Origin of the sequence: Marinomonas ostreistagni, from assembly GCF_016888445.1 — a bacterium.
GTDB classification, from domain to species: domain Bacteria; phylum Pseudomonadota; class Gammaproteobacteria; order Pseudomonadales; family Marinomonadaceae; genus Marinomonas; species Marinomonas ostreistagni.
Genome location: NZ_JAFEKF010000001.1, coordinates 385,883 through 400,596, shown reverse-complemented (window position 1 = coordinate 400,596; position 14,714 = coordinate 385,883). Strand labels below are relative to the sequence as shown.

The window sequence follows — 14,714 nt, the reverse complement described above, 5'->3', positions numbered from 1 at the left end:
CCGAATGAACCTTTTTACTTCCACGCTCAAGCGCCACGGTTATGTTACGTTGAGATGACAGTGTTAACTGATCTGTTTTTAAGTCATTGAAAAAGGAGCAACAGGATGAAGAAACTTTTACTGACAACCACACTAATGGCCGCAAGCACAATGTCTATGGCTGCCACGGACATGAAGGTATCCGAAGCGTTGGACGCACGTGATGACAGCATCGCTACCCTGACTGGCACCCTAGGGAAATCACTGGGCCATGAGCGTTATGAATTCAGCGATGACAGTGGCACCATGGTGGTCGAAATCGACCGTGATATCAGCCGACACATTGATCTGAAAAGCGGCCAAGATGTCACCCTTTATGGTGAGATCGAACGCGAACACGACGGCAACGAGCTAGAAGTCGACTTCTTGAAAGTCAACTAAGTCATTGCCCAGCGCTTAAAGAAGGTGTCCTCTGGGCACCTTTTTTTATGGCTCTGGCACTGCTGCGCCAACCCTCGTAAAATACCTGCTGTTCACTTATAAGACAGCGATAATACTGACATGTCTGACGCCTTAAAAATCACCGAGCAATCACCGCCGAGCGACTTAGCGCCCTTTATCGAGAGCTTTTGGCGCATTGATAATCCTCATGATCAAGATGAAGACGTGGTGACCTTTCCTGATGGCGGCATCGACTTATACTTTTTTCAAAATGCCGAGTGCCCGCTGCACATCTCCTTGGTCGGCCTAGAAACTCAAACACAGGTCGCCAGTATGCCCAAGCGCTCTAGCTTGTTAGGTGTACGTTTGAAGTTGTTGGCCGCCGAATACCTGCTGCATCGCCCGATCGCTGAGCTACTCAACACCCGCACCACCCTTGATAATGGCTACGCCCAGATCACGCCCGAAACCTTCAAAAGTTTCACAGCGTTTTGTCAAACACTTACCGAGCACTTCGAAGTACAGCTCACGCAAACAAGCCTTGTAGATCCGCGCAAAATGGCCATGTCAGAAGCCATCTACTTGGCGCACGGCAATGTCAGTGTCAGTGAGATCGCTGATCACGCCTCTTGGAGCAGTCGTCAGATCAACCGCTACTTTAATAAATGGTTGGGGCTACCGATGAAAAGCTACTGCGACATTCTGCGTTTTCGTCATAGCTTCGACACCTTAAAAGCGGGTGAGCTCTACCCCAGCGAAGGCTTCAATGATCAGTCCCATTACATCAAGTTGATTAAGAAGTACTCAAGCCTGACACCCAAGCAACTAGCACGTGATGAAAGTGACCGATTTATACAATTATTGACACAAAAATAGCGTTAATCTCCTTTCGCAATTGATAATCACTAACAACAACATTTCTAATAGTAACTATTACGAATGGAGACATCATGAAATCCCCGCTGAAAAACAGCCCTTACCTTGTGGCGACCTTGGTTTGCTATTCAGTCATCACCCCAGCCCTTAGCCATGCTGAGCCCTTTCGCTTGTCACCGATCTTGGTCAACGACTACGTCGAGGAAGACAACGACACCGAATCCGTCGTGGCCAAAGAGCTTTGGGTGGGCGGCAAAGTTGCCACTAGCATCCAAGATACGCCCGCGTCCGTCTCAGTGATCACGCAAAAAGAGATCGAACAACGCGGCGCCGCCACCACCGAGGAAGTACTGGAATACACGCCTGGCACCATGACTGGCTACTTCAGCAGCGACGATCGTAATGACTACTACCAAATCCGTGGCTTTGACGCGACCACTTACCGCGATGGTCTGACCCTTGGCTCGCTACGCGGCGTCCGTGAAGATGCGTTTGCCTTTGAGCGCGTCGAAGTGATCCGCGGCGCCAACTCTACCTTGTTTGGCCCGGCAGATCCTGGTGGCTCGATCAACTTCGTCACCAAGCGCCCGAAATTCACCCCGTTTGGCAACGCCTTTGTCAGCTACGGCTCTTATGACCACAAAGAAGTCGGCGTCGATGTCGGTGATACCCTAGATCAAGACAAAACCCTCGCTTATCGCCTAACCGCAAAAGTCAAAGACAGCGACCGCGAATACGACTACTCCAAAGACGACTCACAGTTCATCATGACCGGCCTCACTTGGGAGCCGACTGATGCAACCAGCGCCACGCTGATCTTTGATTATCTGAAAACCGACAGTACGCCCAACAGCGGTGGCGCGCCGTTTGATAAAGAATACGATCGCAGCCGCTTCTTTGGTGACCCAGCGTTTAACGACCAAGACGTAGAGCGCACCAACATCAGCGCACAAATCAGCCACGACTTGGGCAATGGCTTTAAGCTGCGCTCTAACTTGCGCTACAGCGATCTCACCAACGACTACGGCTACACCTACATCAGCGACTCGATAGATCGTACCGGTAGCATTGTGAACCGTGGCTACCTCACCTCACAAAGCGACGCCGAGCAATTCAACGGCAACTTAATGGCCCAATATGACCACTCGTTTAGCCGCCTCGACAGCAGCACCGTGGTCGGCATCGAATACCAAGACTCGACGTCTTCAAGCTTTAGCTCTTATGGTCTTGCTGATCCTATCGACTTGAACAATATTGTTTACTCAGACGGCCCAAGCGCCCTGACGCCATACGCCGATCAAACCACGGACTATCAAGCCAAGGCCGCGTTTATCCAGCAAAACTTCGCCCTCGACGACAAGTACATCGTCTCATTTGGCGCGCGCCATGATGATATCGACTTAGCGCAACAGAATTACTTTGCCGGCACAGATGCCAAACGTAGCTTCTCAGAAAACACCGTGCGCTCGGCGTTTACCTATAAGTTCAATGATGAAATCTCGGCTTACATCAGCCAAGTCGAATCCGTATCACCACCGAGTATCGGCACCGAACTGGTACGCGGCGAACAAACCGAGATCGGCGCCAAATACGCCCCAGCGAATATGAACGCCCTCTTCTCGATCGCTGTGTATGAGCTAGAGAAAAGCAACGTCAACATTGCCGTGACCCAAGCCAATGGCAGCATCGAACGCGAAGTGGTCGGTAAAAACGAAGTCAAAGGCATCGATCTAGAAGCCCGCGCCGAACTGACTGACACCCTCAGTATCTCCGGCGGCTACTCGTACATCGACTCGGAAGTCACCCAGGACGATCAATACCAAGGCAACGACTTCACCACCACGCCGCAGCACAGCGCTTCACTTTGGGGACACTACCAACAAGAAGCCCTGAGCCTAGGCCTCGGTGCACGCTACGTCGGCAGCTACTACTTTGACGCAGCCAACAGCAAAAAAAGCGATGACGCCATCACCTTCGACGCCAGCGTCGGCTACGCCCTCACCCAAGCGACCGACCTTAAACTCAACGTGAAAAACATCCTCGACGAACAACACGTCGTCGGCTCCGGCTCGGCTGACTACTACAACCCAGGCCGAGACATCAAACTTACCCTCAGCCACGCTTGGTAAGAGATAAGTTCCGCACTCTTACCTAAAGATTGATAATGCGCCATAGCGAGGCATTTTGCTTTGCATGGCGCATTTTTGTGCACTGTTTATTACCCACAATGACCTCAACCCCACCTAACCATTTCGCCAAAATAGTTGCTTGAGTAGGCGTCTGCCGCTTTTACTCCTAGCTTTCGAAATAATTTATTTTTATTAAAAAACATAAAAACAGGCAACAAAACGTCGCTAACGTCTAAAAAAACACTAAAAAACCTATCAAAGGTAGTGAGTGTTATCAGAGCAGGATGCTTAAATTGGCACGAACAGTGCAAATATATTTTTACGTTCGTATCCTTGGCAGATCGGACTACACAATTTGCAAAATGGAAAGCTAGGGTTCCGGTTTCTTTTGAAATGTCTGGTCCAAGAGCTTTCGACCTTGATGTTGTTTCAAGGTTACACGGCGGGACAAAAGCCCGGGAGACCACATGGCGATTTGCCAAGGGTACTCCATGTGTAACAAAAACAAACTGAAAAGGTGATCATCTATGCCATTCCAATCAAAAAAAACACCCGCTTTATTGTTGGCTTTTTTAGCCTCTTCACAAACTTTTGCACAAGATAACTTTAAAGTCTGCTGGTCGATTTACGCAGGCTGGATGCCTTGGGCTTACGCCAATCAATCCGGCATCATCGATAAATGGGCTGATAAATACGACATCAATATCGATGTGATACAGATTAATGATTACGTAGAGTCCATGAACCAATACACAGCTGGTCAGTTTGACGCCTGCACCATGGCGCAAATGGACGCGCTTACCATTCCTGCTGTGGGAGGTGTCGACAGCACAGTATTGATTGCTGGTGATTACTCTAATGGCAACGACTCCATCATTTTGTTTGAGCAAGACAACTTAGAAGACATCAAAGGCCAAGATGTCAGCTTGGTTGAATACAGCGTCTCTCATTACCTATTGGCACGTGGACTTGAAAGCGTCGGCATGAGCGAGCGTGATGTGCAGGTGATCAATACTTCCGATGCAGATCTTGTATCTGTCTTTGGTACGGGCGATATCCAAGCTGCGGTGACTTGGAACCCACTTGCAAATGAAATTCTATCGATGCCCAAAACTTACGATGTGTTCAACTCTTCGCAAATACCCGGTGAAATAATTGATGGTTTAGTCGTTAATACTGAAACGCTCAACGCTAACCCTGCCTTAGGCAAAGCACTAACGGGCGCTTGGTACGAGATCATGTCACTGATGTCAAAAGATACTGCGGAAGCAAAAGAAGTACGCAGCATGATGGCTGAGGCGGCTTATACGGATCTAGCCGGTTACGATGCTCAGCTTGCCAAAACACACATGTACTATTCCCCTGAAGCCGCGTTAGAGCTGGTAAATAGCCCCAAACTTGTCGACACCATGAAACATGTTGCCGAGTTCTCATTTGAACATGGTCTATTAGGTGAAGGAGCCCCGAGTGCTGACATCGTTGGTATCGAAATGCCTGCCGGTATTTACGGTAACGCCGATAACATCAAACTGCGCTTTGACAACCGCTACATGCAAATGGCCGCTGACGGCGAACTGTAACCGTTCCCAATAGACGAGCTGCGCGCCAGCGCGCAGCTCGTACCAAAGAACCTTGCATGAAGACATACCTATGAAAAAACTAATTAACTACGCTCCGTCCTCTACTAGCACCATACTGCTTGGATTGTTGCCATTCGCATTGTTACTGCTCTTATATGTGATGAGCTCAGAGGCGCGCCTAGCCATTAATCCAAACGACAAACTACTGCCTTCATTAGGACAAATGGGGGATGCCATGTACCGTTTGGCCTTTGAGCCCAGTCGTCGCACCGGTGAGCTAGTCTTTTGGCAAGATACGTTGAGCAGCTTAATGCGCCTTGGAGCAGGCGTCGCCATCGCCGCCTTGTTTGGCTTGCTGGTGGGCCTATTAACTGGCGCTTTGCCAATATTATTTGCCAGCTTGGCTCCGCTACTGACTGTAGTGTCTCTCATTCCACCTTTAGCCATTCTACCAATTTTGTTCATTATTATCGGCCTTGGAGAAGCCTCCAAAATAACCTTGATCGCGATTGGCGTTGCTCCATTTATCGCTCGCGATCTTCAACGACGGACACAGGAAATTCCGTCTGAGCAATTGGTGAAAGCGCAAACCCTCGGCGCGAGTACCTCGCAAATTTTAATAAGCGTATTACTACCTCAAGTGATGCCCAAACTTATTGATGCCATACGCTTGTCATTGGGTACAGGTTGGTTATTTTTGATCGCCGCCGAAGCAATCTCATCTACCGATGGCTTGGGTTACCGAATTTTTCTAGTGCGACGCTACATGTCTATGGACATCATTTTACCTTACGTCGCTTGGATTACCCTGCTGGCCTTTTTAATTGATTATCTCCTAAGCACTCTTAATAAACGTTTGTACCCTTGGAGTACGGAGGGCAAAGCATGAGCAAGGTTTTAATTGAAGCGCACAACGTCGGCAAACAATACGGGCAAGACATTATCCTAGAGCATGTCAACACCACCGTGCACGAAGGTGAATTTATTACCTTGGTCGGCGCCTCTGGCTGTGGCAAAAGCACCTTTTTAAAAATGATCTTAGGCATTGATCAACCCTCTTCTGGCAAGCTGCTACTTAATGGTGAAAGCATGCCAGAAGAGCCTGGATCAGATCGTGGCATTGTTTTTCAGCAATATTCTGTCTTTCCTCATATGACCGTTTTAGACAATGTGATTGCTGCGAAAGGCTTTCAAAAAGCGTCTTTAACTGGCTACTTGTTTGGCAAAGATAAGCGTGAAGCCAAACAAGCCGCTACCGACATTCTCACCCAAGTAGGCCTCAGTCACGCACTGGATCGCTATCCACACGAACTGTCTGGCGGCATGAAACAACGTCTTGCCATCGCTCAAGCCATCATCTGTAAGCCAAGAATTTTACTACTTGATGAACCGTTTGGCGCACTAGATCCGGGTATTCGAGCCGATATGCACGCGCTCATTCTAGACCTTTGGAAAAAGCATAAATTGACCATTTTCATGGTGACCCATGACTTAAAAGAAGGCTTTTATTTAGGCACTCGACTCTGGGTCTTCGATAAGTTGCGCCATGACCCACAAGCCCCTAATGCATACGGTGCATCCATAACCTACGACTTACCTGTGGGCGAAACGCACGATCAGCTATATCAGCAAATAGATGATCGAATTCGCCCAAAGCCAGCTCCCATTCACGCTTTCACTGACACAATGGAGACAACCCCATGAATCACTACGAAACGACTATCCCAGCCGCTAGCCACTGGTCACTGCGTGTGCGGCGCGGCACACAAATCACCCTGACAGATGTCACCGGAGGTGCCAATGTAGGCATGGTTTTTTACAACCCAGAGAACCTACTCGAGCGTTACAATGCCCCAGACACGCTAAAAGGGCAGCATACTTTTAAGCTCACCAAAGGTCACTGCCTGTATTCTGATATGGGGCGAATTTTCGCCTCGATTATTGAAGATAGCGTAGGCTGGCATGAAACCGTCAGCGGCAACAGTCATGCCTCTCACGTTGAGTCCAAATGGGGAAAGCGTGATTACCAAAATGACCGCAATGATTGGATGCAAAATGGCCAAGACGCCATGTTGGTAGAAATGGCGAAATATGGTCTGACGCAAGCCGACCTTACTGCCAACTTAAACTTGTTTAGCAAAGTAGAGGCCGACGCCGAAGGCAACATGACACTGGTAGAGGATAACAGTGCACCAGGCAGTCAAATAACCTTGCGCTTTGAAATGGATACACTGGTGATTCTACATACTTGCCCACATCCATTGAGCAAAGCCCAAGACTACCCACGTAAACCCATTGAGCTGCGTTTGGAAAAAGCAGCGCCTGTTCAAGACGACGATTACTGCAAAAACTTGCGCCCCGAGAACCAGCGCGGTTTTGCCAACAACGCCTTATATCACTTTGCAATGGAGGCCTAAGCCATGATCAAAGAAAGCCTACTTAACCCAGACGATGCTCAGCAAAAATACAAAGTCGATGCCGGTGATTATTTCATGCGCTATATCCCAGCAGGCGCCACCTTCCGCTTTGTTGATTTAGAAGGTAATCAGGCGGCAGACACTTTGTTCTACAACGCCCACAACCCAGCCGAGCGCTACAGCGCGACCGATACGATACGCGAACAAGGCAATGTCTATCTAACCGCTGGATCACAACTGCGCTCCAATGAAAATAACATCATGCTGGAAATCGTCGCTGATACCTGTGGTCGCCATGACACCTTAGGCGGCGCCTGCGCCACCGAAAGCAATACTGTGCGCTACGATCTTGAAAAACGCTGTATGCATGCCTGTCGTGATAGCTGGATGTTGGCGATAGCCGAACACCCAGAGTTTGGTTTGGATAAACGAGATATCAGCCACAACATTAACTTCTTTATGAATGTACCGGTGACACAAGCGGGTGGGTTGACGTTCGAAGATGGCATCTCGGCCCCAGGCAAGTACGTAGAAATGAAAGCCGAAATGGATCTAATTGTACTGATTTCAAACTGCCCGCAATTGAATAATCCATGTAACGGCTACAACCCAACGCCCATCAACGTATTAGTTTGGGAAGCATAATCCCCCCCTCGTTTTTAGAATTAGCCCTTTCAGTGGACGACCACTGTCATAAAAAAAGACCGGGACGACCCGGTGAAGGTTGAACTATGTTTCACACAGTCCTAATTGCCAACCGTGGCGCTATTGCTGTACGCATTATCCGAACCCTTAAACGCTTGAACATCAAAGCGATTGCTGTGTACGCAGAATCGGATGCCAACAGTCGTCACGTCAAGCTGGCTGATGAGGCCTATTCTTTGGGAGAAGGCAGCGCCAGTGATACGTATCTTAAGGTTGATAAGCTACTTGAGATCGTCAAAAAATCAGGCGCTCAAGCGGTACATCCAGGCTATGGCTTCCTTAGTGAAAACGCCAGTTTTGTGCGACGCTGTGACGCTGAAGGTATTGCTTTCATCGGCCCGACCGACGAACAAATGTTAGCGTTCGGTCTAAAACACCGTGCTCGTGAGCTCGCAGAACAGGCCAATGTGCCATTATTACCTGGCTCAGAGCTCCTTAAAGACCTCGACACTGCTTGCCAAATCGCACAACAGATTGGCTATCCTGTGATGCTAAAGAGCACGGCTGGCGGCGGAGGCATCGGCATGCACTTATGTCACAGTGAAACAGAATTAAAGGCCAATTTTGACTCGGTTAAGCGTCTTGGTGCCAACAACTTTGCCGATGATGGTGTGTTTCTTGAGAAGTTCATCGCACGTGCCCGCCACATCGAAGTGCAAGTGTTTGCAGATGGCAAAGGTCAGGCGATTGCGTTAGGCGAGCGAGACTGCTCCAGTCAACGCCGCAACCAAAAGGTCGTGGAAGAATGCCCTGCCCCAAATTTAACTGACGCGATACGCCAGCAGCTGCACAGCACGGCCGAATCACTATTGGCATCTGTGCACTATCGTAATGCTGGCACCGTCGAATTTATCTACGACATGGATACCGACTTATTCTATTTCCTAGAGGTCAATACACGCCTTCAAGTAGAGCATGGTGTCACCGAGGAAGTGTACCGCGTTGATCTAGTCGAATGGATGTTACGCCTAGCGGCACAGGAGCCAATGGATCTCTTAGCTATGCGCCAAGCTCTCACACCTAGTGGCCATGCCATCCAAGTGCGCGTCTATGCAGAAGACCCGTATAAAGACTTTCAACCAAGTCCTGGGTTGTTAAGTTATGTGGCGCTACCACCAAGCAACACCAACGATAACGTTGCAGGCCCTCGTATTCGCATCGACCATTGGGTCGAAAGTGGCATTGAAATCCCCCCCTACTTTGATCCCATGATTGCCAAAGTTATCGTCCACGACCAAGATCGTGAGCAGGCCCTAGACTTGCTCGGTCAGACGCTGGCAGAGTGTACGCTGTATGGCACCCAAACCAACCTTGATTACCTACAGCAATTATTAGCAGACGAACACCTAATCAAAGGGCAAATCAGCACACGCTACCTAAACGACTTTGACTATCAGCCAGCACGCATTGATGTCACAAGCGGCGGCACTCAAACCACTTTACAAGACTTCCCTGGTCGCCAAAATCACTGGAATGTAGGTGTGCCGCCATCTGGCCCATTTGATAACTACCATAGCCGCCTTGCCAATCGCCTATTAAATAACAGCATCGATTCGGCCACTATGGAGATCACACTACAAGGGCCAACGCTAAAGTTCAGTTATGACACAGCAATCGCGCTATCAGGCGCACATATTGATGCCAAACTTAATGCCCAGAGCTGCGCGCTAAACCAGATTATTTACGTAAAAAAGGGCCAAACACTTTCACTTGGACGGATCAAAGAAGCTGGTGCACGCACCTATCTAGCAGTGGCCGGCGGGTTTGAGTGCCCAGATTATTTAGGCTCTAAATCTACCTTCACACTGGGACAATTCGGTGGCCATAATGGCCGCGCTCTGCAGGCAGGCGATGTCCTGACAGCAGGTCAAGCGACGGCGCTAGATAGCTTTGCCAAATTACCTGACTCACTAGTACCGACATTAGGTCATAAGCACGAGTTGCGCGTCATTTACGGCCCACATGGGTGCCCTGATTTCTTTACCGATGAAGACATTGATATGTTCTTTGGGACTGGCTGGGAAGTTCACTACAACTCTAGCCGCACCGGAGTCCGCCTGATCGGTCCAAAGCCCAAATGGGCACGTAAAGATGGCGGCGAAGCGGGCCTTCACCCTTCTAATATTCATGATAACGCCTATGCGTTCGGCAGTGTCGACTTCACCGGTGACATGCCAGTTATCCTTGGCCCTGATGGCCCATCACTAGGAGGCTTTGTCTGTCCCGCAACCGTAATCAGTGCCGATCTATGGAAGCTTGGCCAGCTACGTGCGGGGGATACGGTACATTTTGTACCTGTCACACTAGACGATGCAGTCGCCTTAGAAGCCGCACAAAACAGTGCATTAGCAACGCTTGGTGACATGAATCTGACACCTTGCTCTTGTGGCATCACCTCACCGATTCTTAAAACTCTAAGCGCCGACACATTTGGCGACGACATCGTCTACCGAGCACAAGGGGATCACTTCTTATTGGTCGAGTATGGTGAGCAAATCTTGGACATTCGCTTGCGCTTTCGTGCCCATGCGCTGATGCAATGGCTAGAGCAAAACCCTTTTGCGGGAATGAAAGAGCTGACACCAGGTATCCGCTCGTTACAGATTCACTACGATAGCCAGCAGACCCGTCACACCGAGCTATTAAAGATACTGGAGTCAGCCGAGCGTACCTTAAGCCAAAAGCTGGATGCTTTAACAGTACCTTCGCGCACTGTGTACCTCCCCCTATCTTGGGACGATCAAGCCTGCCAAGAGGCGATTGATAAATACGCCCAATCCGTCCGCTCAAACGCACCTTGGTGTCCAAGCAACTTAGAGTTTATTCGTCGTATCAATGGCTTAGAAAGCATTGATCAAGTCAAAGAGATCGTCTTTAACGCAAGCTACCTAGTAATGGGGCTTGGCGATGTCTATTTAGGCGCGCCTGTCGCAACACCGATCGACCCGCGCCACCGACTGGTTACGACCAAATACAACCCAGCCCGTACTTGGACGGCTGAAAACTCAGTTGGCATTGGTGGCTCATATCTATGTGTGTACGGCATGGAAGGCCCAGGCGGATACCAGTTTGTCGGTCGTACCTTACAAATGTGGAATCGCTATCGCCAAACCAGCGCTTTTACTCAGCCATGGCTATTGCGCTTCTTTGATCAGATTCGCTTTTATGAAGTGTCTCACGACGAACTACAAGACATACGTGCGCAATTCCCACACGACAACTATCCGATTCGCATCGAAGAAAGCAGCTTCTCACTGTCTGAATATCAAGCGTTCATCAATGACAATGAGGCAGACATTGAGCACTTTAAACAATCACGTAATAAAGCATTTGCTCAAGAGCTAGAACGCTGGCATGCCAACGGCCAATTCCACTTTGACCAAGAGGAAGCCGAAAACGTAGAGATCAATGTAACCTGGAGTGAAGACGCGATTGTGGTCGATAGCCCAGTATCTGGAAGCGTATGGCAGACACAAGTCTCAGCAGGTGAGCACGTCAAAGCCGGCCAGCTGCTGGTAATTTTAGAATCGATGAAAATGGAGATTCCATTGCACGCCCCACAAGATGGCGTGGTATCGGACCTATTATTAGAGAATGGCAGTCGTGTGAATGCTGGGCAGGCCGTTGTCGTTATGGAAGAAACAAAATTGGAGGCCTTAGCATGAGTATAACTCCCCCGCTTACAGACATCCGTGATATGGGCATTGGCGCACTGCGCCAAGCCTACCTTGAGGGGGCTCTGACACCATCACAGGTAATGTCAGACATTCGCGAACGCGCTCAAGCATACCGCCAACATAATATTTGGATTCACTTGTTATCCGAAGTAGAGCAATCTGTATGGCTCGACGCTCTGGCCGACAAATCTCCCGAATCTCATCCACTCTGGGGTATTCCGTTTGCCATCAAAGACAATATTGATCTTGCCGGTATACCGACAACCGCAGGGTGCCCTGAGTTTGCATATACCCCTGATAGCTCGGCAAAAGTAGTACAGCAACTGATTGATGCTGGCGCCATCCCGGTTGGTAAAACCAACCTAGATCAGTTCGCCACGGGCCTCAATGGCACACGCTCACCTTACGGCGCCTGTCATAATGCATTTGACTTTGACTACATCAGCGGCGGCTCAAGCTCCGGCTCGGCCGTTGCTGTTGCACTGGGCTTATCAAGCTTCAGCCTCGGCACCGATACCGCTGGCTCTGGTCGAGTACCTGCCTGCTTTAATAACCTAGTAGGTGTCAAACCAAGCATCGGTCTACTTTCGGCAACAGGGCTCGTGCCCGCTTGTCGAAGCCTAGATTGCATCACCATTTTTGCTTACAACACAGATGATGCCAATATCGCTCTCGCTACGGCGGAAGGCTTTGATGCCTCAGATGGTTACAGCCGTACCAATCCATATAGCAATCAAGCGCGCCAGTATGGTCTGCGCACTGGCAACGTTAAAATAGGCGTCATCCCTACGTCGCAATTGAAATTTTTTGGCGATCATGACTATGAAACGGCTTACCATGACACCCTCAACAAATTAACAGCACAAGGGTTTGAGCTATATGAGATTGACTATACTCCGTTTGATGAAGTCGCCAAGCTGTTATACGAAGGTCCTTGGGTAGCCGAGCGTTATATTGCCACCCAACCACTGATCGACGATCATCCTGAAGCCATTTTTCCAGTCGTGCGGGACATTATAGAACCTGGATCGAAGCCTGCCGCGACCGCTCTTTTTCGGGCTCAATATCGTCTTAATACTCTAAAGCAAACGTGTCTAGAGCAAATGGCCACGGTCGACTGCCTGTTAACGCCTACAGCAGGGAAGCATTTTACGATCGCAGAGATGCTTGAAAAGCCTATTCAACACAACAGTGAGCTGGGTTATTACACCAACTTTATGAACCTATTGGACCTTGCGTCCATCGCCGTACCGACACAAATTACAGACGGCGGTAGACCCTTTGGTGTTACCTTAGTTGGGCAAACGTTTAGTGATCGCAAACTGCTCTCGATCGCTAATCGCATCCAACAAATATTGCCGCTACCAAAAGGTGCTTTAGCAGCACCGGCAGCGCCCCAAAATCACGCCCCGATCAGTGCACCAGAGACCATTGACGTAGTGGTATGCGGGGCTCACTTAAGCGGTCAACCACTGAACTGGCAACTGACCGAACGTGGTGCGCAATTAAAACAAACCACCTATACCGAGGCGACTTATCAACTGTTTGCCTTAGCGGGTGGCCCACCATTACGCCCTGGGATGAAATACGCTCCACAACAGGGTGGCGCCATTGCTGTAGAAGTCTGGTCTGTTCCAACTAAAGAATTCGGCACATTTGTAGCCAACATCCCTGCGCCACTTGGCATCGGTAAAATCAAACTAGTAGACGGAGAAATGGTTAGTGGCTTTATAGCCGAAGAATATGGCCTCGAAGGCGCTCAAGACATCACCCACTTTGGTGGCTGGTTGAAATACTTAGATACCCTGAGTGACTCTACAACACAATAAAGGAGCAAGGTCGAGCTTGTAAACATGTAGGCGCTAAAGCCCAGTCTGAGAACTGGGCTTTTTTTTGCTTACGCGGGCCGAAACTCGCTCTTGTTTTGCCAGAGGTTGGCGGCGCTGTTATGAGCGATCTGATACGCCCAGTCAGCGACCGCCAATGACTTATCAGCGTCGCACTCGACGTAGCTTGCCAACTGCTCCGTAATCAGCTGACCATGATGCGCAAGATTGGTTTGCTCCCACTTGTACTTATTCTCATAGCTCGCCAGATAATCCCGCTTACTGTTATTACAGCCGCGATCGGCCAAGACAAAATTGTGCCCAAGATCAAAGGTGTATTTAGCGAACGGAATAAAGTGATCCACTTCGGCGTGCTCATTAAGCGTTTTACCGCAGTAGAAACAAGTGTTTTTCTGTAGTTCTTGTAACAAAGGTTTGGCGTACGCCAGCGCTTTACGGTCTTGCCCAAATAAGAACTCAGGTAAGTTTGCTTGGGCGCCAACAAGATATTGGTTGTGCTTAAACGAGATAATCTTATCGATCCAAGCGGCTCGTGCCAGATAAGTGATCAAGTGGTAAAACTCACGAAAGTAACCCGCGACCCCCGCCTTTAATTCGATATGCTGTTGGCCTTTATCGTGTGGGTATAAAAAGCACTCTTCTTGCTTTGCCAAGATCTGCAAGCGCCACAGCGGCCCTTCTTTTAGGGCGTCCTTAGCAACCTTGTGTACGGCTTTATAATGCGGGCTTTTGTAGAGCTGATTGATGTTGTAAAGCCCCGTGGCTTGAATGCTTTGAACCGCAGAGATGATCTTAATTTGCTTCTTAGAGTTGCTGTTTTGATGCAGTTGCTGTGGCTGCGCAGCACCGCCAAACGGCCGTGCTTGGTTCCAATACAGGCGCAGCATCTTATCGGCTAAGAGATCCAATGAGATCGGCAACTTGCCATTCACTGTGACATTAGGGCTCTCAACACAGACATCTGCGATAGCATGCAGTAGCGCGTACTTATAGGTCGCCGAGAAGTCGCCCTCGACCAGCATGCGCTGGACATAGTTAATAAAATCTATTGCACTATTCATTG

11 protein-coding genes and 1 riboswitch are annotated in these 14,714 nt (G+C 49.3%); of the genes, 10 read left to right on the top strand and 1 reads right to left on the bottom strand.

Annotated features, from left to right (window positions below):
- Positions 1–105: 105 nt before the first annotated feature.
- The 10 genes from JQX58_RS01825 to atzF all read left to right on the top strand — a co-directional run bounded on the left by JQX58_RS01825 (position 106) and on the right by atzF (position 13,633).
- Positions 106–420: a NirD/YgiW/YdeI family stress tolerance protein gene (locus tag JQX58_RS01825; protein WP_204145109.1), complete on the top strand. Its 315-nt coding sequence runs from the start codon at positions 106–108 to the stop codon at positions 418–420.
- Positions 421–540: 120 nt separating this feature from the next.
- On the top strand, positions 541–1,296 hold the full coding sequence (locus JQX58_RS01820) for a helix-turn-helix domain-containing protein (protein WP_204145108.1): 756 nt from the start codon (positions 541–543) through the stop codon (positions 1,294–1,296).
- A gap of 74 nt (positions 1,297–1,370) precedes the next feature.
- The gene (locus tag JQX58_RS01815; RefSeq protein WP_204145107.1) at positions 1,371–3,425 is read left to right on the top strand and encodes a TonB-dependent siderophore receptor; all 2,055 of its coding nucleotides are present in this window, start codon (positions 1,371–1,373) and stop codon (positions 3,423–3,425) included.
- Positions 3,426–3,784: 359 nt separating this feature from the next.
- Positions 3,785–3,889, top strand: a riboswitch (guanidine-I (ykkC/yxkD leader).
- 63 nt (positions 3,890–3,952) lie between these two features.
- A complete protein-coding gene (locus JQX58_RS01810) occupies positions 3,953–5,005 on the top strand; it encodes a putative urea ABC transporter substrate-binding protein (RefSeq protein WP_204145106.1) in 1,053 nt (350 codons plus the stop codon).
- 70 nt (positions 5,006–5,075) lie between these two features.
- Positions 5,076–5,894 (top strand): ABC transporter permease, encoded by an 819-nt coding sequence (locus JQX58_RS01805; protein ID WP_204145105.1) that lies wholly within the window; start codon positions 5,076–5,078, stop codon positions 5,892–5,894.
- The gene (locus tag JQX58_RS01800) at positions 5,891–6,709 is read left to right on the top strand and encodes an ABC transporter ATP-binding protein (protein WP_204145104.1); all 819 of its coding nucleotides are present in this window, start codon (positions 5,891–5,893) and stop codon (positions 6,707–6,709) included. Before JQX58_RS01805 ends, JQX58_RS01800 begins: the two co-directional genes overlap by 4 nt.
- The gene (locus JQX58_RS01795) at positions 6,706–7,422 is read left to right on the top strand and encodes an urea amidolyase associated protein UAAP1 (protein WP_204145103.1); all 717 of its coding nucleotides are present in this window, start codon (positions 6,706–6,708) and stop codon (positions 7,420–7,422) included. The genes JQX58_RS01800 and JQX58_RS01795 overlap by 4 nt, the downstream gene beginning before the upstream one ends.
- A 3-nt stretch (positions 7,423–7,425) precedes the next feature.
- On the top strand, positions 7,426–8,067 hold the full coding sequence (locus tag JQX58_RS01790; protein ID WP_204145102.1) for an urea amidolyase associated protein UAAP2: 642 nt from the start codon (positions 7,426–7,428) through the stop codon (positions 8,065–8,067).
- A gap of 86 nt (positions 8,068–8,153) precedes the next feature.
- Entirely contained in the window at positions 8,154–11,792 is a 3,639-nt protein-coding gene (gene uca / locus JQX58_RS01785; protein WP_204145101.1) for an urea carboxylase, read from the top strand.
- Positions 11,789–13,633, top strand: coding sequence for an allophanate hydrolase (gene atzF / locus JQX58_RS01780; RefSeq protein ID WP_204145100.1), 1,845 nt, complete (start codon positions 11,789–11,791; stop codon positions 13,631–13,633). Before uca ends, atzF begins: the two co-directional genes overlap by 4 nt.
- Before the next feature lie 68 nt (positions 13,634–13,701).
- On the opposite strand, the gene JQX58_RS01775 is transcribed toward atzF, so the two are convergent.
- A complete protein-coding gene (locus JQX58_RS01775) occupies positions 13,702–14,712 on the bottom strand; it encodes an HNH endonuclease (protein WP_204145099.1) in 1,011 nt (336 codons plus the stop codon).
- Positions 14,713–14,714: the final 2 nt, after the last annotated feature.